Raw genomic sequence first — 26002 nt, 5'->3', positions numbered from 1 at the left:
CGACTCTACTGAAATGAACGGGTCAAATCCATGGAGATCCCCCATGTTCTTTAAAATCGATGACGTTGCCATTCCTGACAGTCAGCTCGCGCGTGAAATCACCGAGGTGGTCCGGGATACGGTTTCCCCGTTGCTTTTTCACCACTCAAGCCGCGTGTATTACTTCGGTGCGCTGGCGGGAAGGCACCGCGGGTTGAAGTTCGATCCGGAATTGCTCTATTGCGGTTGCATGTTCCACGACATGGGGCTCTCGCACCGGTATAGCAGCCCTAACGAGCGCTTCGAGGTGGACGGCGCCAATGCCGCGCGCGACTTCTTGAAGAGCCGCGGCATCAACCAGCAAGACATCGACACCGTATGGACCGCCATTGCCTTGCACACAACGCCTGCCATTCCAAAACACATGCATCCGGTGATTGCGCTGGTGACGGCTGGCGTGGAAATGGATGTGCTTGGCCTGGCCTATGATCAATATAGCAATGTCGAGCGCGATGCCGTCGTGCGCGCGCATCCACGCGGAAACCACTTCAAGGAAGACATCATCCAAACCTTCTATGACGGCATCAAGCACAAGCCCGACACGACCTTCGGCAACGTCAAGGCAGACGTACTCGCGGACAAGGACCCGCATTTTCACGCCGGAAATTTTTGTAGCGTCATTCGTTGTTCGGCTTGGCCCGCATGAGTTCGACGACAGATGGCGTTAACGGCGCTTCGTGTTTGCGGCTCCCTTCGCAAGGAGTATGCTCAGTGAAGGCGCGTTGAAAATAAGGGTTCCTGAGAACGGTCGGGCCGCCCGCGGACGTCGAGAAACGAAGCTATATATGGATGGATTGAATGCGAGCCCCATAGTCGCCTGACACTGTTAGCAGCATTTCGCAAATTGCCGTAGCAGGGAGGGGCGACATGTTGGAAGGTTCGATCCATCGCGCGCGTATCGAGTCCATCGATCTTTTGCGCGGCATCATTATCGTCATCATGGCGCTCGACCACTCGCATGATTTCTTCGGCAGCCTGACTTCGCAGCCGACTGATCTGGCGACCACCACGCCGGCTTTATTTTTTACGCGCTGGATCACGCATTTCTGCGCACCCGTATTCTTTCTGCTCACCGGCACGGGTGCGTCGCTCACATTAAAGCGCATGTCCAAATCCGCGTTGGCGCGATTTTTAGTCAGTCGCGGTCTTTGGCTTATTTTTCTCGATGTCGTGGTGATGCGGTTTGCGCTTCAGTTCAACCTCGATTATCACATCACCATACTTGTCGTGCTGTGGGCGCTCGGGTGGGCGATGATCGTGCTGGCGGCGCTGATCTGGCTGCCGATTTGGTTGATCGCGGCCTTCGGTGTGCTGTGCATTGCCGGCCACAATGCGCTTGATAACATCGATGCGGCACAATTCGGTGCATGGGCGCCGCTATGGAAGCTATTGCACGAGCTGGGCGTTGTCTTCAGCATCCACGGCCATACCGTGGTCGTCGCGTATGTGCTTATTCCGTGGGTCGCCGTTACGGCCATGGGCTATGTGTTAGGAACGGTCTATCAATGGCCGGCACACGTCCGGCGGCCTGTGCTCTTTTGGCTTGGCGTGGGCCTGATGCTTGGATTCGTGGTACTGCGCTATGTCGATATTTATGGCGACCCGGGTCCGTGGAGCGTGCAGAAAACGCCGCTGTTTACGCTCATGTCATTCATCAATTGCAATAAATATCCGCCTTCGTTGCTATTTTTGATGATGACGCTCGGGCCGGCATTATTGCTCTTGTGGGCATTCGATGCGGGTGTTCCACGATGGCTGCGTCCCGCCCACACCATTGGGCGTGTACCGCTGTTTTTCTACGTGGTGCACTTCTACTGGATCCATTTACTCGCCGTCGCTGCGTGCTGGATCTGCTATGGCACGGTCGCCAATATGTTCCAGTCGCCTGACCTGGCACATTTCCCATTTACCGCTCCGCCCGGCTGGAATTTCGGATTGCCGGTGGTCTACCTGGTCTGGGCGTTCGTGGTCATATCGCTCTATCCGCTCTGCGCATGGTATGCCGGTGTTCGCCGGCGCCATGACTGGTGGTGGTTGAGCTATCTCTGATCCATCGCACGTAACGTTTCCCCGCGCGCGCCTTTTAAACGCGAAAAATGGATGCGTCCAAGCAGGCACACAGCCTCTTGTTGCTGAGTTTGCCGATGCGTGTCTTTTTGATGCATGGATCACGCAATTCGAGCAACGCAAGTGCTCTGCGCAATTAGTGTGAGCAAAAGCATCATTTCACATTTGCGCCTTCACGCGGGTCTGACGGATCGTAGCCACGCTTTACACAAACACATAACAGGGGTCTACCTACGTGAACAGCAAGCAAGCGCTGAAAGGCGCTCAGGACAACGTTGTCTCTAAAACGGGCGTGGCCACGCCGCGCGTCTTTACATTCAACCGCAAGCTGCTGACGGCCATCGCCGCCACGCTGGCGCTTTCAGCCACCGCGCTGCCGGCCGCCGCCACCAACTGGTGGACGATGACACCGACCCTCACGATCGGCACCGCCTCCATCAACGTTCTCAACATGGGCGCCACGGGTAACGGCGTTACCGACGACACCGCGGCAATCCAGGCAGCCATCAATGCGCTGCCGGCCAGCGGCGGCACGGTGGTGATTCCCAACGGCACCTACATGATCAATGCGCTCACGGGTCTCAACCTGCGTTCGCACGTGCGTCTGTCGATGTGGGGTGGCGCCTATCTGAAGGCCATTCCCAACAACGCCACGCGCTACAACATCGTCAAGGCGTGGAACGTGAACAACGTTGAGATCGTCGGCGGTAACGTGGTCGGCGAGCGTACGCAGCACCAGGGCACGACGGGCGAATGGGGCTACGGCATCAATATCTCCGGCTCAAGCAATGTGTTCGTGCACGACATCGGCGTTTCCAATAGCTGGGGCGACGGCATTCTGGTCGGTGCCACTGGCTCGGGCAGCACGGCGGTGCTTTCCGCCAACGTCACGTTGCTGCGCGTTACCTCCACCAACAACCGCCGCCAAGGCCTGACTATTTGCCCCGCCACGCAGGTGTACGTGGTGAACAGCACCTTCAGCAACTCCAACGGTACGGCCCCGCAATCGGGTATCGACATTGAACCGCAGACGCAGGGCACCACGCAGCAGATTCGCCTGGAGAACATCACGCTCTCGGGCAACGTGGGCAACGGCCTGGAAATGCATGAGAACGTGTCGAACGTGACGCTGAACAAAGTGACGTCGGAAAACAACCAGGGCTTCGGCGTCTACGCCAATGGCCCGAACGGCCTGACCATTACCAATAGCGACCTGACCGAGAACTACCTGTTCGGCGTGGATATTGCCGGCAACACCACCAACGTGCAGCTCGCCGGCAACACCATCAACTGGAATGGCGATGCCTGGTTTTACGCGAACAATCAGTCGATCTTCACCCCGGGCTGGGTGCCGCGCGACATTACCATCGCCACCTCGGCGACCGATATCACGCAGTCCAACAACGTGGTTTCTCCGCTACGCACGAACTAAATCAGTCGCTTGACGCGGAACATCCAAGCCCCTTTTTCTTGCAGGAGAGGGGCTTTTTTGTAGCTCAGCGCATCATTGCCGCTCAATCCGCCGCAGCAAAATGTGCCATCTGGTCCGCGTATGCCTTCATAAAAGAAGGCCGGCCGGTGGCGCGCGCGACATAGTCGCGACAGGCCGGATGAGCCGTCAATCCGTCAAACCGGTCGACAAGGCGCAGCACGTCTGCCATGGCGATGTCGGCGACAGAAAAACGACCCGCCAACCATTCCCGAGCCGCCAGGATCGGTTCGAGATGCTGGAGGCGGCCCTTGAGGAACGTGTCAAAGCGCTTCCATCCAGGTGTTTCACCCGTGTGGCCGGCAAACACAAAGATCGACCAGGGGAGGCTGGCCATTTCGACGGAATTGAGCGCCGCGAATAGCCACTCCGTGACCTCGCTGCGCGCACGCGGATCAGCGGGCATCAGTGTGTCGCTACGATGACCCAGATGAAGCAGGATCGCGCCACTTTCGAAAATCGAGATGTCTCCATCGGTCAGCCAGGGCACTTGGCCGAACGGCTGCTGTGCAAAATGCTCGGCATTGCGAGCATTGAATGGCACGCTTCTGATGCGATACGGGAGTCCCGCCTCTTCCAGCGCCCAACGCACCCGGATATCGCGCACGTAGCCGTGCGCAACTTCGGGAACCCGATCGAAGGTGGTGAGAATCAACTCGTTCATCCGGCGTCTCCTCCGTTGTCGCCGACTATCGCAGCTTTCAGGCAACGCAGAAAGAGGGCCGGTTTATCGATGTGTTACACGGTTGCGCAGCCACGCTGCGCAACCGCTGACACTACTTTTTAGCGGCTTGCTTTTTTCGGAATTCCGGAACGGGCAGTCCACCCCACCCGAAATTCTCCAGTTCCACTTCGTCGATAACGACGAAGGTCGAATCGAGCGGCTTGTGCAGAACATCCAGCAACAGCTGACTGGCGCCCTTGATCAGGGCAGCCTTCTCTTCGGCCGTGACGGAGCTGCGCCCAGGGCCCGAACCCTCGCGGGTGATTTTGATAGTGATGATAGGCATGATCGTTTTTTCACTGTGGTGGGGCCGAGCATCGCGCTTGCCCATGGTTATCAGTGGCCCGCGCTCTGGCCGCCGTCGACGTGCAGGATCTCGCCCGTCACAAAGCCGGCGGATTCGAGATAGAGCGTGGCCTCGACGACATCGCTGATCTCGCCCATTCGGCCGACCGGATGCAACGCGGCGAGCGCAGCATGTGTTTCCGCCCCATGCATCGGTGTCTTGATCACGCCCGGTGCCACGGCATTCACGCGAATGCCGCGCTTGGCATATTCGATGGCCAGTGACTTGGTCGCCGAATTGAGGCCGCCCTTGGTCAAGGAAGCCAGCACGGAGGGAACACCGTCGATGGCGTACTCAGCGAGCGTGGTGGTGATGTTGACCACATGACCGCTGCCTTGCTTCTCCATCTGCGCGATGGCGAGCTGCGTGATGTGGAAGAAGCCGTTGAGATTGACCGACAGCACGTTGGCGTAATCTTCGGCCGTATAGGCCGTGAACGGCTTGGCGATAAAAATGCCCGCATTATTCACCAGCGTGTCGACGCGGCCGAAACGCGACATCGCTTCGTTGACCAGACGCTCGGCGACGGCGCGGTCGGCAATGTCGCCGGCAATGGCAACGACGTCCGGATCGCTGGAGGGTTTGATGGAACGCGAATTGGCGACGACGCGGTAATCGCGATCGCGATACGCCTTGACCAGGCTGGCGCCGATACCCTGTGAGGCACCGGTGATGATGGCAACTTTGCGTGGGCTGTTCATGATATGTGTCACTCGAAAAATGGAGACGGGTTCAGCGTGATGCTGATCGGGCCGCTGGCACCGATGGCTCTAATTTAGGAGTGCACTCAGGCGATGCGAATCCCTGCTATCCGGCAGACACTCTTCCGCGCCGCGGTGGAATCGGCGGCTCGGGCGGGGTTTTGGCGTCCCTGGCGAAACATGTGAATTGCGCGCGAAGGCGCGGCAGCGCGAAGTCCACGAATGCACGCACCTTGGGGACCGAAAGTCGCCCATAGGGCGACACGATATGCACCGGAAAGGGTGCGGGCTCCGCATTGGCAAGTACGACCTGCAGCAATCCCTGTTTGATTTCCGACGCCACATGATAGGAAAGCAGGCGCGTGATGCCGTGCCCCTCAACCACGGACGCAACCGCGGCGCGCACGTTGTTCACCACCAGGCGTGGCGTCAGGGATACGGAACGCGGTATGGACGAGCCGTTCAGCGGTGGAAACGTCCAGGCATCCTGTCCCATGTGTTGCATGGCAATGATGTGATGCTTGCCCAGGTCGGCCGGTTCGGTGATGCGAGGATGCGTCGCCAGATAGCGCGGCGACGCGACGATAACGCGTCGAACTTCGCCGATAGCGTGCGCGACCAGTGTCGAGTCCGCCAGGTGGGTAATGCGCAGCCCAAGATCCATGCCTTCTTCAATCAGGTTGACCGCGCGTTCCAGTAAATACATGCGAACATTGACGGTCGGATACTGCTCCATGAACGCATCCACGATGGGACGCAGCACCTCTGCACCGGCAAACACGGTTGCAGTAATCGTTAACGTGCCGCGCGGCACGGATCGTTCGCCGGCAGCCTGGCGGTCAGCTTCCTCCAGCTCCGCCAGCACCTTTCTGCACGCGGTTGCATAGCGTTCTCCCGCCTCGCTCAACTTGATGGAACGCGTGGTCCGGTGCAGCAGCGGTACGCCGACATGCGCCTCAAGAAACGCGATGGCTCTGCTTACCGCGGCAGGCGAACGCCCAGTCCTGCGGCTGGCTCCGGCCAAGCTCCCTTCGTCGAGCGCCGCGACGAAGACCTTCATGGCATCAATACGGTCCATAAGCGTTGCCTCGCATATGTGTTTCGGAAGTCACGGCACAGGCAAGTTTGCTATAAGTTTTCGTGGCGTGGATAGGTGCCATCGGCGCTTTTATAGGTATTTCCCGTCCATGGAAACGCTATTCAGTGTGGCGTTGAGGGCATCGGCAAGAGCCGCCGCATCATCATCACTTCGCATCAACACGTGCTGCTGATCAATGTCTCCGAGACTTGGGTCAGATCATTGGCATGCAATGGATGTATCGACATCGACCGTTTTGAAGCGACGTATTCGAGCGCAAGGCCTGGTTTACGTCAGCGACCGTGAACCGGGTATCCGGCGTTTGCGGTGCGGACAAGGCTTCGTGTATCGCCATCGCACGGGTCGCCCCGTTGTTGACCGGCGTATCTTGAATCGCATCCGACGCCTCGCGATACCGCCCGCTTACAAGGATGTGTGGATATGCGTCGACCCACATGGGCACCTTCAGGCCACCGGGCGTGACGATCGTGGTCGCAAGCAATACCGCTATCACCCGGATTGGCGGACATTTCGTGATGCGGGGAAATTCGCCAACCTGGTGGCATTCGGACGGGCGTTGCCGGCCATTCGACGAAAGGTGCGGCATGATCTGGCATTGCCCGGTCTGTCGCACGATAAAGTCATTGCGACCGTCGTTGCGCTACTGGACAAGACCTTGATTCGCGTTGGTAACGAAAGCTACGTGCAGGAGAACGGAAGTTATGGATTGACGACGTTGCGCTCCAGGCATCTCAAGCACGAGCGCGGTCGGCTGCGCTTTGTCTTCAAGGGCAAGAGTGGTGTCGAGCGGGATGTCGAGCTGGACGATAAGCGCCTCATCAAGATCATCCGCAGCATTCACAAGCTTCCGGGACAAAAGCTTTTCCAGTATCTGGACGACGATGGCGTTCGCCAGCCGGTGGACTCCAGCGCGGTCAATCACTACTTGCGTGAGGCGGCAGGTTCCACCGACGAGGAGTGTTTCAGTGCCAAGAATTTCCGCACGTGGGGTGCGACGCTGCTCGCTGCCAAGCTCCTTGGAAAACGTCCACTTCCGGAAAAAGGGGGCTTGCGTGCGCGCAAGCACGTCGTCACGCGGGCAGTCAAAGAGGTGGCGACGACGATGGGCAATACACCCGCCGTATGCCGGTCTTCTTACATCGACCCGTGTGTGATCGAGGATTGGTTGGATGACGGATTGAGCGGACAAGCCTTCACGACTTTGCGCGGCCGCCGCCTGGAAAAAGCGCTGGTAAGGTACCTGGAAAAGCGCCATCGCACGGGATAAGGCAAATCCCGATGGCGGCAATGTACGGCATGTACATCGGTGTCATGCCCATTATGGGCATGACACCAAAGTCCAAACCTTCAGCGTTGTAGACGTGCTTTGTTTTTCTCAGTGACCGGGGGCTGCCGAGCACTGGTCGTTATCGCAAGCGAAATCCACTTCGAATGCCTTGCCGGCATAAAGCGGAACGCCCTGCAGGCTGGCAAGCGTCTTGCCGTCCTTTTCCAGTGACACCAGGTAGGTTCCGGGCGGCAGCGAGGAGAGGTTATAGCGGCCCTTTCCGTTAGGCGTGCCATGACGCGTAAGGCCGGTCTCGCTGTGCACCGTGACGGTGCCGTCGGTAGGAGCCTTGCCCATAATGCTGGAACTGGTCGACTGCGCCTGGACGGCGCTAAATGCCATGGCGCCCAGCGCGCCCACGGCAATCACTGACATGAGCTTGGAAGCGAAGCGGAGTTCGTGTTTCTGGTAACGATTGACTTCGGATTTTTGAACAGTTTTCATGCTCGTGCTCGCGGGGTTTTGGGGAAATTTGGGTGCGTCAAACCGCTCTACCGCTTGCGCAGTGAGTGGTATGACGCCCTGTGTCAAAGCAGCATGACTGGGGTGGGGTGGCTGCTGACGTTCGTGCGTTCCTTGCTGACTGCGGCGTTTCTTCCAGTAGCGCCTGCATCGCCACGCCCAATCCAGATCGGGTACCACAGCCTCTTGGATGATAGGCAGCGGCGATAGGTTTAAATTAGCAGAAAGGAGTCGGGCGACTCATGTGAAGATCGTAATGTGTCTAACCAGAAAGCACGACGCGCAATGTTCTTATCGCTGTAATGCTGGCGACAGATTTCCCGTTCGCGTTAGCTGAAATTTCATCGGCCCAACGCATATCTAGGCCAGAAGTCATGGCGACAAGGTGGGCCCGCATTCACCGCTCATCACTCGATCCAAGGAGATCCCATGAGACGAGTTACCGGAATTGGTGGCGTGTTTTTCAAGGCGAAAGACCCCAAGGTGTTAGCCGATTGGTATCGCGTGCATCTGGGCATGAACGTCGAGGCGTGGGGCGGTGTCGCTTTTCGATGGGCCGACGACAATGCTCATGGTGCTGGTACCACCGCGTGGAATCCTTTCAAGGAAGACACCTCGTACTTTGCCCCGAGCACGGCCAGTTTCATGATCAACTATCGTGTTGAAGACTTGCATGCGCTCCTTGCAGCGTTACGAGCGGAAGGCTGCAAGGTCGAAGACAAGGTCGACGAATCCGAATACGGCAAGTTCGGCTGGGTGATCGACCCCGAAGGCAACAAGGTGGAGCTCTGGCAGCCGCCGTCGGGCAAATGAAATAACAGGATGTTCTCGACGGGTGGTGTGTAGCCCAGGGCCCGCGATTAAATCGAATACTCAGTGAGAGTGCGTTCCTCCTGGCGATGCCATCGCCAGGAGGAAACGCGCCATCCATCATTCACGCGAATACGCCCAGCGATCAGGGCGTCGCACTGCTGGGTCCACCGTATTCACTCTGCGCCAACGGATACAGCGTGGATGCCGCGCTGCCTTGATTCAACGAACCGCCGGCCTGCGATAAACCAGCATCCAGCCATGCCTGGGTGCTGGCAGCCCATGGGTAGCCACCCAGCGACCTGGCAAGCAACGACGCATCGGGCAGGTCACGCGATCGGTCTTTCGCGGTACCGCCCATGACATGTGTTTGGGCGGTAAGCAAGGTGCTCATTTCCGCCTAATTCTCGCTCTCCATACTGTCCTCAACGGCAAGCCAATTGCTCCCGTCTATGGCACTTTCAAAGGAGAAAACACCATGTCTATCTCGCGCTACATGCTTTTCGGCACCTTGCTGGCCGCAGCAACTTTTTCGATCGGAACCGCTTACGCAGCCGACGGCTGCGGCCCCTATGGCTGGCGCGGCCGGTGGGGCCACTGCCACTTTGTGCACGCCTACGTTTACGGTGCGCCCGTTGTCGTGGCGGGGCCGGCCCCTCAGGTGATCTATACCGGACCGGTCGCTACAGCGCCGGGATGCCCTCAAGGCTACTGGCTAGGGCCATGGGGTCACTGCCGTGATACGCCCTATCACGGCCGCCTGCCGAATGGTTTGTACCAATAAGTTCTGGGCGTAAAGCACGCCTTTATCGTTGGCCCGACAGTCAACATCACCGATTTCTATCGATATGCCTTTGAACATTTTCAGCGGCGCGCATAAAGCACGCCGCGAGGGTTCTCACGGTTTCGATCATTCGAGGAAAAGAACATGAAACGCACGTTGATTGCTTTGCTATGCACCGCATTGCTTCCGATCGGAGCGGCCTGGTCATCGCCCAGCCTTGCCATCGCCGATCTTCCGGCAGTGTCCGTCACGGCCTATGGATTGGAACGCCAGCAAGTCACGACGGAAACGACCATCCTGAATGTGGATCCGATTAAAAACACGATCACCATTACCGGGCCCGACCAACACGCGGAAACCGTCGAAGTGCGTGCCGATGCACGCAAGCTGGATCGCCTCAAACCTGGCGACCGCGTCGACACACATTATCTTCGCGCAGTAGCCTTGCAGGTGATGCCGGCCAACAGCGCCAAGCCGGGGGTTGAGTATTCGGGTGGTACGGAAGCCACGAACGAAGGGAACGGCTCGTTCATTCAGACCCATTACACGGAAAACGTGACTGCGACATTGTCCGCCATGGACATGGCCAACGGCACCGTGACGCTGACGGGCGATGATGGATACTCGCGGATCGTTGACGTGGGCAATCTGCATAAGCGCGAGGATGTTTCCAAGCTCAAGGTGGGCGATCTGGTGAGCGTCACGTATGTCGAGGAGCTGGCCATTTCACTCGATCCCAAGCAGGCGCGTTAAGGCATGGCCGAGGCGATGATTGACGGCTCTCATGAATCCACTAAGCTCACGCCATCCGCAGTGTGACCGGGGAGGTCACATCTGCGGCGGCGTTGCGTCGTGCGTGTGGCTTGGCAGGGCGCCGTGAGGCGCAAGAGAACGCTTGGTCTGTGATGTCACCGAATACGGGTTTGACAACATGCCGCTAACGATTCACTCCAAGCACTGGCGTTTCGCGCTGCTGGTTTTTTTGGCAGTATTGTCGGTCGCTGCGCATGCTGCGTCTGCGCGCGAAGAAAAAACGCTGTTATTCATTCCGTATCGTGGCGACGATCATTCTTTTAGCGAAGCGGCGTATCGCGGTTATGAGCGGTTGCGCAAGGACGGCTATGCGGTCGACGTCGTACAGAACGCCGATCAACTGGGTCAGTCGGCCATGCTGGCGATAATCGACCGACACTACGCAGCCGGTGTCCGCAGCTTCATTTTGGCTGGGGCGGAGATGAGTGCGGTTGCCACGACGGCGGCCCGGCGCCACCCGGATGCGTATTTCGCCACGTTGTCCGGTACCGCCCGCGGTACCAACGTCATCAATTATTGCCTGGATTGCCGGGAGCTCGGCGGTTTGCTTGCCGGGCAGCTTGCTGTGCGATTGTCCAAATCGGGTATTGTCGGTTTCGTCGGCGGCGTTATGTCCGTCGAGGCTGCGGAAGCCGAGCGATTCAAGGCGACCGTTCTGCATACAGCGCCTGGCGAGAAGGTGCTCGTCGACTGGACCGGCAACTGGTCAGATGTCGACAAAGCAGCGCAATTGACCGATCACCAGATAGGCGCGGGAGCCGACGTGATCGTGGCCGATGCCAACCATGCGGTGATCGCTGCCGCCGATCGGTATCCGCGCGTCAAAGTCATCGGCTGGATGACCGATACCTCGCGCCAAGACCGCAACGTGGCGGTCAGCGTGATCATCCATACGGACGTGGTTTTTCGTCGCTTCATCGGCGCGGCGGCGTCGGGCCGATTCAAAGGTGGCGATTATGCCGTCGACAGTGCGGATAAGGTTTGGGTGGTTGAGTGGCCAAAGCAGCCGTTTTGAGACTGTTTTGGCTATGGGCTCAGAACCAGCAGGTCCGATGACATGAAATCGTTGAAGACACGAATTATCGTTACGCTAACGATCCTGTGGGTGATCGGTGTCACTATCGATGCCTCTTCGTCGTACTGGCTTGCTCGCAGGCACATCAATGAGCTGCTCGATACGCACTTGCAAGGGGCAGCGGTGTGGTTGTCCGCGGGCAATGTCGGCGCCATCGGTTCGCATGGGCCGCCGCAGCATTCGCTCGACGGATTCGTGGGACAAATATGGAAACGCGGGCTCGTCGAACCGACCGACAACACCGACCCCGAGGTGCTCTTCGATCGCCACGCACCGGATGGCTATTCGGTGGAAAGCATCAACGGGCAGCCATACCGCCTCTACACCTTGCGAAAAAATGCCGGCGAGCTGGTTTATCAGGTTGGCCAACCGATTGCATTTCGTGAGGATACGGCCACGCAAGCGGGGCTCGAAAGCCTCGTTCCCACCTTGGTCCGCCTGGCGTTGATCTGGTTGTTGATTCCGCTGGTCGTGCGTGGTGCCTTCGCGTCGCTATCGCGCGCGGCGGTGCAAGCGGAGAGAGTGGGTGTCGGGCATCTGAAGCCGCTCGATACATCGGATGTCCCTCAGGAAGTGCGGCCATTCACCGACTCGATCAACCGCATGATTGCGCGGCTTCAGGTGGGTATTGAAGCCGAAAAACGCTTCATTGCAGATGCCGCACATGAGCTGCGGACACCGATCGCCGCATTGCAGTTACGCGTGGACAATATGGCCAATGCACCTGATATGGCCTCGCGCGTGGAACGGGAGCGAGAGTTGCGCGAAGCCATCTTACGAAGTGGCGCCATGATCCGGCAGCTGCTCGAACTTGCACGGGCCGATGCAGACCTCGAAGCAGGCGCGACCGAGCCGGTCGATGTTCGTCAACTTATCCAGAACCTGGTGGCGGATCTTTTGCCGGTTGCCGACTCGCGTTCGATTGATCTGGGCGTGAGGCAATTCGACCCCGCGTTCGTGCAGGCTCGTGAGGGGGAACTGCGCATGGCCGTGCGAAATCTGGTCGAAAACGCATTGCGCTACACGCCGGCTGGCGGCAGCGTGGACATCGATGTGTTCCGCCAGAAGAGCGATGTCGTGGTATCGATCACCGATAGCGGGCCGGGTATTCCGGAGGAATCGATCCAGCGCGTTTTTGATCGCTTTTATCGGCTGCAGGCCGATCATGTGGAGGGCAGCGGGCTGGGGCTTTCGATCGTGCGGGCGGTCATCGACAAATATCATGGAGCCGTTACCCTGGCGAACCGTACGGATGGTTTTAACGGGCTCACGGCCACTATCGTTTTGCCCGTCATCGACGCTGAGCAATGGAAAACACCCGCGGCGGCCAGTTAGGGAAAACATGCGCGCGCTCGCCAGGCTCCGCGCTGCATGGCGGGAGCCGCCAGGACAAATGTGGCGTATCCTTTCGATGGCGGCGCGCAGCCGCTGCAGGGCATCGGGTAGGGGAAGCGTGGCATTTGTCGGGAGACGGGACCATGCGGGTGCTATTGGTTGAAGACGACTTGCAGATTGGCCAAAGCCTGTTGCACGCACTGAAAGACGCCCATTACAGCGTGGACTGGGTCCGTGATGGTGCCGCAGGATGGCGCGCGATCTGCGCCGCCGAATATACGGTCGTGCTGCTGGATCTTGGGTTGCCCAAAATGGGCGGCTTCGAACTTCTCAGGCAGGCGCGTATGGCGGGTAATGAGGTACCTGTGCTGATTCTGACTGCGCGCGACGATCTCGATGCAAGGGTGCAGGGGCTCGATATCGGTGCCGACGATTATTTGCTCAAACCCTTCCAGGTCCCTGAACTGCTCGCGCGCATTCGTGCTGTGCTACGGCGCAAGGCAGGACACGCGGTGTCATGTCTGGGCACCGAAGCGGTTAACCTCGACCTGGACAAGCGAACACTGACGTGCAACGGCGTAACCGAGGTGCTGTCCGCGCGCGAATTTGCGCTTATGCATGCATTTCTCGAACGCCCCGGCACGATCCTTTCGCGTGAGCAACTGGAAGACAAACTGTATGGCTGGGGAAGGGAAGTGGAGAGCAATGCTGTCGATGTGCTCATCCATTCGGTGCGCAAGAAATTTGGTACATCGGTGATACGCAATGTGCGCGGCCTGGGCTGGACCGTAACGGCGAGTGAAACTGCGAAGGGGTAAGCCTGAAGCCAGGGTCTCTAAACCCCGTTTATTAGCCGAAAATTAGCGCGTGCCCAACGCGGCTTTCTAAGTGCTTTTTTGCTGAAAAAACCCGCCTTCGTGCAGTTTTAGTTGCAAGGCGCCGAACCGGAAAAAGTGCTCATTCTTCTCTAATTCGCATGCCCGATGATTTCTCCCGTCGCGCAGGTGCACCGCGAGTGCGCCGGCACATTTTCACCTTATCGGGAGGCTTCAAATGGTTAAGCACATTCTTGTCGGGGTCAGTCATGACGCCGATTGCGCGGCACTTCGCTTTGCGATCGGACAGGCGCGCGAACACAATGCTTATATTTCGGTGTTGCACGTGGTCGATTGGATGCCGCAGATGATCGTGGCCGAGTGCCAGGATTTTGGGCCTATGCTTGCCTGCCTGCAGGAGCATGGGCGCGAAATAGTAGGCAACGTCTCGCGCAAGCTTGAGGATTCAGGCTGTCGCGGCGAAGCGAAGATGATTACCTTATCCGTCAAGGATTTCACTGTGGGAAAAGCCATTGCCACCTTTGCCCGTGACATCGGCGCGGACCTGATTGTGTTGGGTAAAGCAAAGTCAGCCTGGTGGCGCTGGTTCGGCGGAAATGTCTATGCCGAAGTGCAGCGCCACTCGGATGCAAACCTGTTTTTCGCCTCAAGCGCCAAGACGCTTGCCCGCACGATCTCAAGGCCGCTTGCTCGCCTCGCCTTATCGCATTGATGCGTTGTCACTCAAGCCCGGCTAAAAGCCAAGCTCGCTCAGGCCGGGGTGATCGTCGGGTCGCCGGCCAAGCGGCCAGTGGTAACGCCGGTCAGCTTCGCGAATCGGCGCGTCATTGATGCAGGCAAGGCGTTTGCGCATGAGCCCGTGCCCATCGAATTCCCAATTCTCATTGCCATACGATCGAAACCAGTTGCCGCTATCGTCGTGCCACTCGTACGCGAAGCGCACGGCAATGCGGTTCTCGCCAAAGGCCCACACTTCCTTGATGAGCCGGTAGTCCAGTTCGCGCTGCCACTTTCGTGTCAGGAACTCAACGATCGCCGCGCGGCCATTCACGAATTCGGCGCGATTGCGCCATTGGCTGTCGACGGTATAAGCCAACGCCACTTTCTCGGGATTGCGGCTGTTCCAGCCATCTTCGGCAAGGCGCACTTTCTCGATGGCCGTTGCGAGCGTGAACGGTGGCAGAGGGGGTCTTGAGCTATCCATCATGGTTCTCCATGGTTTTCGAGCCGGGTGCGCAGCAGGGCATTTTCCGACTCCAACTGGGCAAGACGTTCACGCAGAGGGCGGATCGCCGCAGTGATCTCCTGCTCCGTGAAACGCGGGGTGATGTGCTGCTGGCAGTTCCAATCGAAGGCCTCAAGCCGAAAGCGGAAAATCCGCTCGAGTTTGGCCTTGTATGCCACCTCCGTGACTCGCTCGGTGAGAGCCGGATCGGCGTCGAGCGCCAACGTCTCCACGTGTGCGTAGATCTTCAATCGCGCACGTCGAGGGTAATCCATCAGAAAAAGGCATGCACGTTCGTTGCTCGAAAAATTGCCGGTACTGATGTATTGGCGGTTACCTCGATAGTCGGCGAATGCCAGCGTCTGCGCATCGATAACTTTGAGAAAGCCACGCGGACCGCCGCGATGCTGCACGTAGGGCCAGCCAGTCTCCGACACGGAAGCGATATAGAAGCTATCCCTTTCCGCGATAAATGCCGTCTCGTCGTCGGTGAACCGATCGAACGTCCGGTGCCCCTTGAAATTCGCCCACAGCTTGTCGGCGCCCATTTCGGCCTGCGCGGCCCGGACCCCCGGTGTCACAGCGATATCCAGAAACCCGTACGACATAATCGTCTCCAAGCTGCAAGGCGGGCGCAGGCTCTTGTGCCTGCGCCCGCCTTATTTCAAGCCGCGTCCTTGGCGAGCACGACGGGAAAGTCGATATCGGTCTTGGTGACTTCGTTGAGGTAGTTGGTGAACGTGTTTTCCGCAACCAGCGCGACGATCTCCACGATCTGCGCATCGCTGAAACCCGCGTCGCGCACCATGGCGATATCCGCGTCGTCAACGTGGCCGCGCTGGGCAGTCACCTTAGAGGCAAAGTTGACGGCCGCATTTGCCTTGGCATCGCCCGATGCGCCCTGGCGATTCAGGGCAATTTCTTCGGGACTGATCTTCGCCAGGTTCATGGCCAGATAGCTGTGCGCGGAAAGGCAGTAGTCGCAGCCATTCACTTGCGCGACCGCGAGCGCAATACGCTCACGCGTTTTTACGTCCAGTGCCTTGCCCAGCGCGCCCTGGAAAGCGGTGTACGCGTTCAGCGCAATGGGACTGGTGCCGATCAGCCGAAACAAGTTGGGCACCACGCCCACCTGCTTGCGCACCGTATCGAGGATCGGCTTGGAGGCTTCGGGAACGGCGTCGAGGGTCGGAATGGGAAGGCGGGACATGAGCGATTCCTCAGGTTGAAGGCCGCCGTGGCCTTGTTCGGAACAGATGCTGCGCTTTTCCATTTGATAAGATAATTGGGCAACGTTGGGAAACTTCTTCCCGAAAAATGGAATAATCCATGGACCGCCTCGAAGCCATGTCGATGCTGGTAGCCGTCGCTGATAAGGGCAGCTTTTCCGCGGCCGGACGGGCGTTGAAGATTCCCCTCGCGACGCTCAGTCGCAAGATTTCCGACCTTGAAGCGCATCTGGGAACGCGACTTCTTCTCCGCACGACACGCAAACTCACGTTGACCGAGGCGGGGGCCGCCTACATAGCGGCCGCGCGGCGCATTCTCGATGAGGTGGAGGGTGCCGAGCGCGAGGCAGCGGGCGAATTCATCACACCCAAAGGCGAGCTGGTCGTGACGGCGCCCACTTTTTTTGGCCGTCTATACGTGTTGCCGCTTGTCGCTGATTTTCTTGCGCTCTATCCGCAGATCAATCTTCGTTTGATGCTGATCGATCGCAATGTCGATCTCATCGGTGACCATGTGGATATGGCGGTGCGCATCGGCACGTTGCCCGACAGTGCCATGGTCGCCACGCAAGTGGGCCTGATGCGGACGGTAACGTGCGCAAGCCCTGCGCTGCTGGCGGGACGCGGTGTACCCAAGCAACCGGATGACTTGCTGAAGTACCCCTGCGTGTCGGTGATTGCGCCCACGCCCGTGCCGTCCTGGCGCTTTCGCATGCCAGCCTCACACGCGACGCACGATGTTCCCATCCTTGCGCGACTGGCGGTCACGACGCCGGAAGCAGCGGCCCAGGCAGCGATCCGAGGCGTAGGTATCACGCGCCTGCTGCACTATCAGGTCGCCGACGCGGTGCAAGACGGCGCGCTGCAAATCATCTTGCAACGCTACGAACCTGATCCGGTGCCGGTCCATCTTCTCCACGCTTCCCGCGGTCAAATGCCGCTCAAGCTGCGAAGCTTCATCGACTTCGCCGCGCCACGCTTGCGAAAGGCATTGGCCATTCTCCCGTAGAGAGCAAGCGCCTGGGCCTTTGCAGCCGGTGGCGTGCGTTTCGCATTCGAATTGTCCGCTACTGCCTTTAGACCTTTTATTTACGGCGCAAGGACGAAAATTACACGCGTGTTGCCCTGAACGCTGGCCGCCAGCCAGCTAATGAAAGGTGACTTGATGATTTCAAACGAAATAGCGCCTTTGGAAGACAGCCAGAGCGCAGGCGCATCACCCGCTGCGCAGCTCCGTAACGCCTTGGACGAACTTGGGCGGGCGAAGGGCGCGCTGCATGAAAACGAAGTCGATCTGCGCCTGAAAGATGCGTGCCTGGCTGCCCAGAAGGAAGCTTTTCAGTCGGAAATGAACGGCGCGACACTTGAGACGTCGCTGGGTATTCTGGTTAATGCAGCCGTCCGGTGGGCGAACGATGGCCGCCGATGTGCCTTCTATATTGCCAACCGAAAGGGAGACGCCCTGTCGCACGTCGTTGGGATGTCGCCATCCTATGCGAAGGCCGTGGAAGGTTTCCTGATTTCGCCCGAATCGATTTCATGTGGATTGGCTGTTGCCACGGGTCAACCAGCCGTCACTCCCGATGTGCTTGAGGACGCGCGCTGGCAACCGTGGCGATGGCTAGCCCGTGAACACGATTATCGAGGTTGCTGGTCATTCCCCGTCGAGACCTCTACGGGCAAGCGGGTGGGCTCGTTTGCCCTTTACTTCAGGGAACCCCACACGCCCGATTTACGTGATTACGAATTGGCGTCGGTGATCACCCAGGCCGCAGGCATCATCATTTCCCGCCATCAGGAAAATGAGGAGCGTGTTCGAATCGAGCAACGGCAGATGTTCTTGCTGCAACTGTCTGACGCATTACGTCCTTTATCGGATGCGCTACAGATTCAGACGGCGGCGACGCGGCAACTCGGCGCGTTCCTTGGGGCGGACCGAGTGTTCTATGCCGTGGTCGATCAGCAGGGAATGACTGCAATCGATACGGACTATTGCAGTGACAAGGCTCCCTCGATCATCGGGCGCTACCGTCTGGATGATTTCGGCAAGGCCTCTGGCGATGCGTTGCATGCGGGGCACGCACTCGTCATCGCGGATATCAACGCCGGCATCGAGCTTACGCGTCGAGCGGTGCAGGCCTATGACGCACTCGGTGTCGCAGCCCTGATCGAAGTTCCGCTGGTCAAACACGGCGGATTGGCCGCCTTTCTTGGCGTGCATCAGCGAAAAGCGCGTGATTGGCGCGAAAGCGAGGTGACACTGGTTACGGAGGTTGCCGAGCGCATCTGGGCGACCATCGAGCGCGCTCACGTCGAGATGGCGCTGTCGGCCGAACTGGCCGCGATGCAAGCCTTGCACGAGCTGAGCATCATTACTGCAGGATCTTCAAACATAACGAAACTGCTCAAAGCAGCGCTCGATGTAACGATGGCCCTGCATGGTGCCGACTTTGGCAACGTGCAGGTCTACGAACCGGAAACCCATACGCTTCGCATCGCTGTCCAGTGCGGTTTTGAACCGATGTTTCTTGATCACTTCGCACAAGTCGATGCAGGTGAGCCGTCGGCCTGTGGCTTGGCCCTGGCTGGGCGCAGGCGGAAAATCGTCTCGGACATCGAAACCGATCCGGACTGCATGCCTTGCAGGGATGTTGCACGTGCGGCCGGCTACCGCGCCGTGCAATCGACGCCGCTGTTTTCCGCCACCGGCGAGCCGCTGGGCATGTTGTCCACGCATTTTAGAGCCCCGCGCTGGTTCACGGAGTCGGAGCAACGGCAAACGGACCTCATCGCTCACGAACTCGCACGCGTCATTGAAAGTACACGCGCGCAGGCGGCACTGCGCGAGAGTGAAGAACGCTTGCGCAGTGCATCGGAAGTGGGACGGTTAGGGTTATGGGATTGGAACATCGCCACCGGCGAGGTGTATTGGTCGGACGAGCATTTCCGCATGGAAGGGTATGCCATCGGCGAGGTGAGCCCCAGCTACGAAGCCTGGGCGGCACGCATTCATCCGGATGACCGCGCTTCCGCGGAGGCTGCGGTTTACCGGGCCATGGAAGCAAAGCAGGAATATGTGCAGGAGTTCCGCGTCATCCATCCGGACGGGACGATTCATTGGCTGCAAGGACGTGGCCGATTTTCCTACGACGATGAAGGACGGCCGGTACGAATGATCGGCGCCAACGTCGATACGACCGAGCGGCGCGAATGGGAGGAGCGTCAGAAAGTGCTGATCGCCGAGCTTCAGCACCGTACGCGCAACCTCATGTGCGTGGTTCGCTCGATGGCTGACAAGACCGCGCGCGCCAGCGCCGATCTGTCCGATTTCCACCTTCGTTTCGGCGACCGGCTGGACGCGCTTTCGCGCGTACAGGACCTGCTCTCGCGCCTTAACGACATCAATCGCGTGACGTTCGATGACCTGATCCGGAACGAAATCCAGGCGATGGAGGGTGGTTCCGGGCGCGTGACGCTCAGCGGGCCAACAGGTGTGCGCCTGCGGTCTTCGACCGTGCAGACGCTGGCGATGGTGCTGCACGAATTGGCGACTAACGCAGTGAAATACGGTGCGCTGGGGCAGCCGCAGGGGCATCTGGCCATTACATGGGCGCTCGAGCCTGTGGGCCCGGGAAAACGGCCATGGCTCCACATCCACTGGCGCGAAACCGGTGTGACGATGCCGCCCGAAAATGCGGCGACGCGTCGTAAGGGGCAGGGGCGTGAATTGATCGAAAATGCCCTCGCGTATCAGTTCAACGCCAAGACATCCTATGTCTTTGGTGCCGATGGCGTGGCATGCAGCATTTCGATCCCTGTCTCAAATAGCACGCTTTTCAGCGAGGTGGGCACCGCATGATTTGCAACACTAGCGTCACCGCTCACTCCGGGGCGGTGGCATGCAAAACGGTTGGATTGGCTGGCGCGTGCGCGTACTTTGCGTAGGCATTCGCCAACGTGCCGAAGCACCGAGCCCCGACAGATTTCCCAATGCGCTTTATGCGAAGGTGCGGTAGTCGGGCGTGCCCATCCAGTTAGATGCTTGCGACACGCCCGACATGATGTGAAGTAAACGCGGATCGCCTGAGTAGACGCTCAAACGATCCGCTGGCCACCACCAACTAAAGGAGAGTTGATCATGGTTACGCTCGATCATACGGCACCCGCACGTCCTCGTGCTCCCGCAGCGGTGCATTTCCCTTACTTCACCACCGCGCTGGCGGCGCGGTGTCGAGCCGAAGTGGGCATTCGTCAAAATGGAAGCAGCTGATTCCTACAAAACGAGCAGGATTTTTCCTGTAGCCCTTCACGCCGCGCGCAACACGCGGCGTGACCTAAGCGTGTGGAGAACTTCCATGGAAGACATACCCGACACCCGCAGGGGGCCGCAACTGTATCTGTTGTCCGAAGAAAGCTATTTAGATCTCAAAGAGACCCAGCTGATGCTGAACTTGATGGCGCATATCGCCCGGGGCGACGCGGGTGGTGCAGACGGCACAACCACCGTAACGATAAGCCGAGCAGAGCTACATCGCGTTTTTATTCAGATCAGCGAACAGATTGGCGAGGCACTGGATCAAGTGGGAAACGAGAACTGGTTTGGTGATCGGCATCGGGCGTGGCAGTGATGGGGTGGGACGGATTCTTGCGAGCGCTGGGAGCCTTCGGCTGACTAGAAGAGGTTGGCGCACTGCTGTCGGGCGCCACCATTTATATTCTGAAAGGATCTTCTTTCGACCAAAGCAGACTTAAATGTGGAGGACGTCCGAAAGAATCGTATGAGTAGGCGCACATGAAAATCGATCGGCAAACCATGCAAGAAGCGATTGAGCGGATCGTAGTTCCGGAGATTCGTACGCTAGGCTTTAAGGGCAGCTCACCGCACTTCAGACGACGTGGTGACGGAGAGCATCAATTGTTGATGCTTTTCTACCATAAGCATGGTGGGAGATTTTATGTCGAAGCAGGGCGCGTGTCGGACCAGCGAGTTCGCGAACTGCAGCGGCTCTGGGAGGCAGCGGGCAATTCGCTGGCCGAATCGTCCTTGACCGTCGGTCACTGCAGTCGACGCGCGAGACTTGGTCCGGACGGCTTTTTAGCGGGTCAGGATCGTGGGTATGTATTTGGACCGGACAACACAGGCTCAAGTATCTATCCTCACCAGCCTGACTGCGTCTACAACGATATCGCCATGCAGGTGGCTTCAGGGATCAAACAGCATGCGGCTTCATTCTTTCGCGAGTTGCTCTAGGCAGGGCACTGCGCGACCTTAATTTGAAGTGCCCGCATTCGGCGGCAGTCGAAATCGGACATCTACTGCGATGCAGTTAAAATCCGACCCATTCGCGTAAACAGTCGTAGCGCGCGCTCAAGACGGAGAAGTCGGACCTTCACGGCTCAGATGCGAGTACGCCGCTACATTGCGTCGTCCGGCGCAGTTGGGTGTCGATCAGCATGGTGCGTCGGTAATCCGAGCCAGCGCCATGGCGATTGCCATGGCCAAGGAGAGCGTCATGCAATTTCTTGTGCGCGGTCGCGCTGTAGTGGCGCTTGTCTGTGTGTTCGCCGCGGCATTCGCGGCCTTGCCGTTGACCACTGTCGCGCAAACATCGCCAGGCACGGTTCTTTTCTCGCGTACTACTTATTCGCAAGGCAGCCAAACCAGCTCGTCGATCTTCAGCATCGGCGATGATGGTTCCAATCTGAGGCAGCTCACGCCATACGTGGATAACGAGTACGACATTCCGAGCGTTTCAGCCACTTACAACATGTGGCTGACGAACGCTTTCAATCCGAAGGGAACTTACAGCGTGTTCCTTCGTGCGTCGTATACCTTCCAACGTGGTTACTACGCCGGTAAATATTTCATCGTGAGTGCATACGGTGTACGCACTCCGCAGATGTTTGGGGGTGCCAATGACCTGCAGGACCCCAGCGTAGGCCCGGGCTACGGTTCCGTGAGCTGGGGGCCGACCGGCGATCAAATCGCCTATGCAAACGTCGCGGATCTCCACACCACAGGCGCACACCCATCCTGCGTGCGATTGATGCAGTCGACCGGTGCCAACAATCATGCGCTCTGGTGCGCAGACCGCTGGAACTACTGGGGAATCGAAGGCATCCGGTGGTCGGGCAATGGCGGCAGCCTGATGGTCTATGCGGTGCGTACAAGCAATGCGTTGATGGCGGATCTTTACGTGATCAATGTCGGCACCGGCACCGCAACCCTGGTCGCGACGAATCTCAATTCACCCCACAATGGTGGCGGAGCTGGCGATATCTCATACGACGGTCACGAGGTTATTTATCAGACGACGCGCGACACGAATGATCCCGTCTGCAATCCGTCGGCCGGCTCCATGTGGTGCGCCAAGAACCTCCAGACAGGCCAGCGTGTTGCGCTTGTCGACTCCAGCAATATCGTCAGCTTCAACCCGTACGGAATAGGGCTGATCTCGCCGGACGGTTCCCAGGCTTTCCTGATGGGATCCAACTCTACGGTCGGGCTCTGGGATCAAGAGTTATACGCCGTGAAAACCGACGGATCGACGTTTAGCAAGATAACCTCGCCGTGCGTCGCCGTGGATCCTGCGAAGGACCCGAACGCCTTGTTGTTCTGGCGCCCGGTACGGGTGTCGCCGGATGGCGGGCGGATTCTGGCCAATTGCGATTATTCGGACAACGGGCCGCCTGAGGTACAGATATGGGTTCTCAACCTGACCGGCGGCAGCTCGCACTTCGTGACCAACGGTGTGGCTTACGACTGGCATACGCAGTGATTGCATGAAGGTTGCCTTGTCTTGAACGGCCCCGAAATTTCGGCGGAATTTTTCGGGGCCGATGAGCAGGCCGATTCGATGCGGGTATTCGGATAGGTGAAAAGCTTGAGAAAGACATGATAGCGTTGCCCGTCGGGCCGGATCTCCGCATGGCAGTCGTTGCGTCGCCCGCGTACCTGGCGAAATACGGCACACCCCAAGCGCCTCAAGATCTCAGCACATCGCTGCGTGAATTACCGCATGATGGGAAGTGGTCAAATCTATGCGTGGGAGTTCGAAAAGAACCAACGCCGATTCGATATTCAAGTCACCGGACCTCTTACGTTCAATGAGCCTGAGCTCATGCTTGAAGCGGCGCTTGATGGGCTGGGTATTGCATAGCTTATGCAAGATCACGCACGGGCTTATTTAGCAGACGGCCGCCTGATTCGTTTACTTGAAGCGTGGACGCCGCCGTTTCCGGGATATTTCCTCAACCACCCGTCTCGGCGACAAGTGCCTCCTGTCTTGGCTGCCTTGATTGCTGTGTTACGGGAGCGCCATTAAACAGGTTTCGATTAGTATGAGGCTCGGACGCAACCGAAGGTGCAGGCGGCCCCAACTGCGGACCTTTGGAGATACGAAACCAGTGACTGCTACGCGACAAGGGAAATGCTATGACCCCAGAGGGCTTCATCTCAAAACTCCACGCTGTCGTCGTTGAGGAGAACAACGCGATCTATCGCAACCTTCTCTTGAATACTGACCCAGGCGAAGCATCCGATCCGTACTGGAGGCGTGTTCTAACGGTTTTTAGTGGTCTGAACGCAGATCAGCGGGAAGTTCTCCTGGAGCTGACGCGCCAGGTTACGATCGATGCGACGGCCAATGTGCTTGGCATCATTGATGGAACGTGCGCGTTGGAGGGAATGGACCACGAATTCCGCTTGACCTATGGCGCGCGCAATCTTGCCGGCGAGTTGCAGAGCTTATTTTTAGAGCAGGCTGAGCAACACGCGCCATGACGTCTGCTTTCGACGGCGGCTTCAATAAATAAATTGAACTCTTGAGCATCCTGGAAAAATGTATGGACATAAGCCCACATGAAACGAGTTCAAGCCGGATGCTCTCGGGGGAGTGTTTGTGTGGCGAGGTTCGTTACCGCGTGGAGGACAGCTTCCTCTACGCGCTGAACTGCCACTGCTCTCGATGCCGAAAGGCGACCGGTTCCGCCTTCAAGCCTTTTGCAGGTATCGAGCGAAGCAAATTAAGCGTCATCGGGAGCGACGAGGCGCTTTTGATTTTTGGCGATGAAAATGGGCATGACGCGCGCTGTAAACGGTGCGGAGCGATGCTTTATTCGGTGGTTCGCGATGGACAATACGTGCACGTCACCTTGGGCACGCTGGTCGATACGCCATCGATACAGCCGACCGCGCACATTTTTGTCGACTCAAAGGCGCCGTGGTACACGATCAACGACAACCTTCCACAGCATCAGGAGCTCCCCTGAGGAGCTCTCTAATGAGCGCTGCCCGGCTGAATCCGCCACCTAAAGCTGACGTTACTAACGCTCAAGAACCGAAACGGCTGGAGAATCTACATGACAGTGACCCTGCGACCGTCGCTTTTAGCCTTCTTGCTGACGTTTGTCGTTTGTGGAACTCAGGCGCAGGGGGTGAAACTGCCTCCCTCGCAGGGCCTGCTCATCTCGTCGATCGACTTGTCGCAGTCTTTCGGCGCTAAATCGGGCTGGCGCTTCATGGCTTTGCAAGGCCCCGATACTCCCGAGCTGGAGATGATGGATCCTACACCCGGAAAAATCCTGCTCTGTGTTACTCGTGATGGCGGGGCATCCTGTTTTCCCGATCTCGATCATGTGCTCCGTTTCTCCTCGGGAGACGACGAGTATTCCGATCCGCATTATTTGATCGGCGTTCGGATCGAGCATCCTCGTGCTGGCCGGCCGCTTCTCTTCATGCAGGTCGCCAGTAAGCACTCCCTCGACGGCGACCAGCGTCTAGCAACCGTAGTGCTGGCCTATGACCATGTGCAGGAAAGCTTCACTGTCGTATATGAAAAGCAGACCAACAAGAACAACGACCAGGAAGTCCGCTATATCGCTAATGGCCCGCTGATGGGCGCCATCATCTCTGCTGAACCAACCGGCGACGCCCCCTTCGGTTTCTGGATCACCGTCGACAGGCTTGGGCCCACCGGCGCATACAAGCAGGTTCTGCGCTATCGCAGTGCGACCCGATATGGGGATGGCAACTCTCTACCCGTTATCGATTCCGACATGCCGGGAATCCTGAAGAGGCTGAGCCTGTGGCGTCCCGGCGGGAAGTTGCCCTTGCCTCCTGGGAAATGCGCGAAGCCACGCCTAGTCGGCCAGGAATTGTGGTGCTAACGCTTTATATGAAGTGCCTCTCGGGCCGGTGCCGGTGCCGCGTGCATCGTCATTGGAGGCCGTGCTGGCACCATCTCAGAGGTTTGTCTCGCGTGGCTGCATCATCGACCACTATTACCTCTCGAAGGATGTGGAGGTTGGTCTGATGCACTGCTTCAGAATCCGCCAGGCGAGCGACAAAATTCACCGATCTTGCCCTGGAGCTCCTTGGATGCTCTTGAGAGCCAGCTCAACAAGCTGGGATTGCTCAAGTTCGAGCGTCATTAAATTCACGCATTTAGTGTCTGCTTTCAATGGCGACTTCAGGCAGGCTTAGGTTTTTCAAGCGCATTAACTCCATCTCGTTTTCGAGCTCCCGCGAATCATTTGCGAAGTGCATCGCTTTCGCTGACAATGCCCGGCCCGCGAATTTCCTTGCGGTCGCAAAAGTTTGCGCTGGGGGATCGGTGCAAACGTCAAAGTGGTCGGATCGT

The 26002-nt window shown here is 58.3% G+C and carries 28 protein-coding genes; 19 read left to right on the top strand and 9 right to left on the bottom strand.

Translation table 11 applies throughout. The features are described 5' to 3' along the window. Positions 1 to 43 precede the first annotated feature (43 nt). The 3 genes from DWU98_RS11495 to DWU98_RS11485 all read left to right on the top strand — a co-directional run bounded on the left by DWU98_RS11495 (position 44) and on the right by DWU98_RS11485 (position 3538). Complete coding sequence (locus DWU98_RS11495) at positions 44 to 685, top strand: HD domain-containing protein (protein WP_115495705.1); 642 nt, start codon at positions 44 to 46, stop codon at positions 683 to 685. A 221-nt stretch (positions 686 to 906) separates the two neighbouring features. After that, complete coding sequence (locus DWU98_RS11490; RefSeq protein ID WP_115495704.1) at positions 907 to 2088, top strand: acetyltransferase domain-containing protein; 1182 nt, start codon at positions 907 to 909, stop codon at positions 2086 to 2088. Between the two features lie 253 nt (positions 2089 to 2341). Beyond that, entirely contained in the window at positions 2342 to 3538 is a 1197-nt protein-coding gene (locus tag DWU98_RS11485) for a right-handed parallel beta-helix repeat-containing protein (protein ID WP_115495703.1), read from the top strand. 82 nt (positions 3539 to 3620) lie between these two features. On the opposite strand, the gene DWU98_RS11480 is transcribed toward DWU98_RS11485, so the two are convergent. The 4 genes from DWU98_RS11480 to DWU98_RS11465 form a co-directional block, all read right to left on the bottom strand. Then, complete coding sequence (locus tag DWU98_RS11480) at positions 3621 to 4259, bottom strand: glutathione S-transferase family protein (RefSeq protein ID WP_115495702.1); 639 nt, start codon at positions 4257 to 4259, stop codon at positions 3621 to 3623. 112 nt (positions 4260 to 4371) lie between these two features. Then, positions 4372 to 4650, bottom strand: coding sequence for a tautomerase family protein (locus DWU98_RS11475; RefSeq protein ID WP_115495701.1), 279 nt, complete (start codon positions 4648 to 4650; stop codon positions 4372 to 4374). A gap of 5 nt (positions 4651 to 4655) precedes the next feature. Continuing rightward, positions 4656 to 5366, bottom strand: coding sequence for an SDR family NAD(P)-dependent oxidoreductase (locus DWU98_RS11470; RefSeq protein WP_115495700.1), 711 nt, complete (start codon positions 5364 to 5366; stop codon positions 4656 to 4658). Between the two features lie 106 nt (positions 5367 to 5472). Further along, positions 5473 to 6444: a LysR family transcriptional regulator gene (locus DWU98_RS11465; protein WP_115495699.1), complete on the bottom strand. Its 972-nt coding sequence runs from the start codon at positions 6442 to 6444 to the stop codon at positions 5473 to 5475. 196 nt (positions 6445 to 6640) lie between these two features. Here DWU98_RS11465 and DWU98_RS11460 point away from each other — a divergent pair, with 196 nt between their 5' ends. Then, positions 6641 to 7732, top strand: a complete 1092-nt coding sequence (locus tag DWU98_RS11460; protein WP_329955402.1) for a DNA topoisomerase IB — start codon at positions 6641 to 6643, stop codon at positions 7730 to 7732. A gap of 108 nt (positions 7733 to 7840) precedes the next feature. On the opposite strand, the gene DWU98_RS11455 is transcribed toward DWU98_RS11460, so the two are convergent. Further along, positions 7841 to 8236: a carboxypeptidase-like regulatory domain-containing protein gene (locus DWU98_RS11455; RefSeq protein ID WP_115495697.1), complete on the bottom strand. Its 396-nt coding sequence runs from the start codon at positions 8234 to 8236 to the stop codon at positions 7841 to 7843. Between the two features lie 447 nt (positions 8237 to 8683). On the opposite strand from DWU98_RS11455, the gene DWU98_RS11450 reads away from it, so the two are divergent. Continuing rightward, entirely contained in the window at positions 8684 to 9067 is a 384-nt protein-coding gene (locus DWU98_RS11450; protein ID WP_115495696.1) for a VOC family protein, read from the top strand. A 142-nt stretch (positions 9068 to 9209) separates the two neighbouring features. Here DWU98_RS11450 and DWU98_RS11445 read toward each other — a convergent pair whose 3' ends face one another. Further along, a complete protein-coding gene (locus DWU98_RS11445) occupies positions 9210 to 9458 on the bottom strand; it encodes a hypothetical protein (protein ID WP_147293305.1) in 249 nt (82 codons plus the stop codon). Positions 9459 to 9542: 84 nt separating this feature from the next. Here DWU98_RS11445 and DWU98_RS11440 point away from each other — a divergent pair, with 84 nt between their 5' ends. From DWU98_RS11440 to DWU98_RS11415, 6 genes are all read left to right on the top strand, one after another. Next, positions 9543 to 9848, top strand: a complete 306-nt coding sequence (locus DWU98_RS11440) for a GCG_CRPN prefix-to-repeats domain-containing protein (RefSeq protein WP_196239503.1) — start codon at positions 9543 to 9545, stop codon at positions 9846 to 9848. A 144-nt stretch (positions 9849 to 9992) separates the two neighbouring features. After that, a complete protein-coding gene (locus DWU98_RS11435; protein WP_115495694.1) occupies positions 9993 to 10601 on the top strand; it encodes a hypothetical protein in 609 nt (202 codons plus the stop codon). A gap of 178 nt (positions 10602 to 10779) precedes the next feature. After that, positions 10780 to 11676 (top strand): BMP family ABC transporter substrate-binding protein, encoded by an 897-nt coding sequence (locus tag DWU98_RS11430; protein WP_115495693.1) that lies wholly within the window; start codon positions 10780 to 10782, stop codon positions 11674 to 11676. Positions 11677 to 11718: 42 nt separating this feature from the next. Further along, a complete protein-coding gene (locus tag DWU98_RS11425; RefSeq protein WP_115495692.1) occupies positions 11719 to 13071 on the top strand; it encodes a sensor histidine kinase in 1353 nt (450 codons plus the stop codon). Between the two features lie 143 nt (positions 13072 to 13214). Next, positions 13215 to 13889 (top strand): response regulator transcription factor, encoded by a 675-nt coding sequence (locus DWU98_RS11420; RefSeq protein WP_115495691.1) that lies wholly within the window; start codon positions 13215 to 13217, stop codon positions 13887 to 13889. Between the two features lie 235 nt (positions 13890 to 14124). Continuing rightward, positions 14125 to 14619, top strand: coding sequence for a universal stress protein (locus DWU98_RS11415; protein WP_115495690.1), 495 nt, complete (start codon positions 14125 to 14127; stop codon positions 14617 to 14619). Between the two features lie 21 nt (positions 14620 to 14640). Here the strand turns inward: DWU98_RS11415 and DWU98_RS11410 are convergent, their stop codons facing one another. The 3 genes from DWU98_RS11410 to DWU98_RS11400 are packed head-to-tail and all read right to left on the bottom strand — an operon-like array spanning position 14641 to position 16342. Beyond that, positions 14641 to 15111 carry a nuclear transport factor 2 family protein gene (locus tag DWU98_RS11410; protein ID WP_196239502.1) on the bottom strand — a complete coding sequence of 157 codons (471 nt, stop codon included), beginning with the start codon at positions 15109 to 15111 and terminating at the stop codon, positions 14641 to 14643. Beyond that, positions 15111 to 15740 (bottom strand): pyridoxamine 5'-phosphate oxidase family protein, encoded by a 630-nt coding sequence (locus DWU98_RS11405; protein WP_115495688.1) that lies wholly within the window; start codon positions 15738 to 15740, stop codon positions 15111 to 15113. The genes DWU98_RS11410 and DWU98_RS11405 overlap by 1 nt, the downstream gene beginning before the upstream one ends. A gap of 56 nt (positions 15741 to 15796) precedes the next feature. Then, the gene (locus DWU98_RS11400; RefSeq protein ID WP_115495851.1) at positions 15797 to 16342 is read right to left on the bottom strand and encodes a carboxymuconolactone decarboxylase family protein; all 546 of its coding nucleotides are present in this window, start codon (positions 16340 to 16342) and stop codon (positions 15797 to 15799) included. A 119-nt stretch (positions 16343 to 16461) separates the two neighbouring features. Between DWU98_RS11400 and DWU98_RS11395 the strand changes: the two genes are divergently transcribed. The 8 genes from DWU98_RS11395 to DWU98_RS11340 all read left to right on the top strand — a co-directional run bounded on the left by DWU98_RS11395 (position 16462) and on the right by DWU98_RS11340 (position 25529). After that, positions 16462 to 17370, top strand: a complete 909-nt coding sequence (locus DWU98_RS11395) for a LysR family transcriptional regulator (RefSeq protein WP_115495687.1) — start codon at positions 16462 to 16464, stop codon at positions 17368 to 17370. Between the two features lie 156 nt (positions 17371 to 17526). Then, positions 17527 to 20220 carry a GAF domain-containing protein gene (locus tag DWU98_RS22265; protein ID WP_230474813.1) on the top strand — a complete coding sequence of 898 codons (2694 nt, stop codon included), beginning with the start codon at positions 17527 to 17529 and terminating at the stop codon, positions 20218 to 20220. A 496-nt stretch (positions 20221 to 20716) separates the two neighbouring features. After that, positions 20717 to 20989, top strand: coding sequence for an XAC0095 family protein (locus DWU98_RS11375; protein WP_147293304.1), 273 nt, complete (start codon positions 20717 to 20719; stop codon positions 20987 to 20989). A gap of 164 nt (positions 20990 to 21153) precedes the next feature. Next, entirely contained in the window at positions 21154 to 21612 is a 459-nt protein-coding gene (locus tag DWU98_RS11370; RefSeq protein WP_115495685.1) for a DUF4304 domain-containing protein, read from the top strand. Between the two features lie 262 nt (positions 21613 to 21874). After that, positions 21875 to 23140, top strand: a complete 1266-nt coding sequence (locus DWU98_RS11365) for a TolB-like translocation protein (protein ID WP_147293303.1) — start codon at positions 21875 to 21877, stop codon at positions 23138 to 23140. A gap of 656 nt (positions 23141 to 23796) precedes the next feature. Next, positions 23797 to 24144 (top strand): hypothetical protein, encoded by a 348-nt coding sequence (locus tag DWU98_RS11350; protein WP_115495681.1) that lies wholly within the window; start codon positions 23797 to 23799, stop codon positions 24142 to 24144. A gap of 62 nt (positions 24145 to 24206) precedes the next feature. Continuing rightward, positions 24207 to 24632: a GFA family protein gene (locus DWU98_RS11345; RefSeq protein WP_115495680.1), complete on the top strand. Its 426-nt coding sequence runs from the start codon at positions 24207 to 24209 to the stop codon at positions 24630 to 24632. Positions 24633 to 24722: 90 nt separating this feature from the next. Next, positions 24723 to 25529 carry a hypothetical protein gene (locus DWU98_RS11340; protein WP_196239501.1) on the top strand — a complete coding sequence of 269 codons (807 nt, stop codon included), beginning with the start codon at positions 24723 to 24725 and terminating at the stop codon, positions 25527 to 25529. Positions 25530 to 26002: the final 473 nt, after the last annotated feature.

The organism is Dyella monticola (assembly GCF_003363155.1).
Classification (GTDB): Bacteria; Pseudomonadota; Gammaproteobacteria; order Xanthomonadales; family Rhodanobacteraceae; genus Dyella_B; species Dyella_B monticola.
The sequence above is the reverse complement of the archived record's forward strand: the minus strand, read 5'-3'. Positions and strand labels throughout refer to the sequence as shown.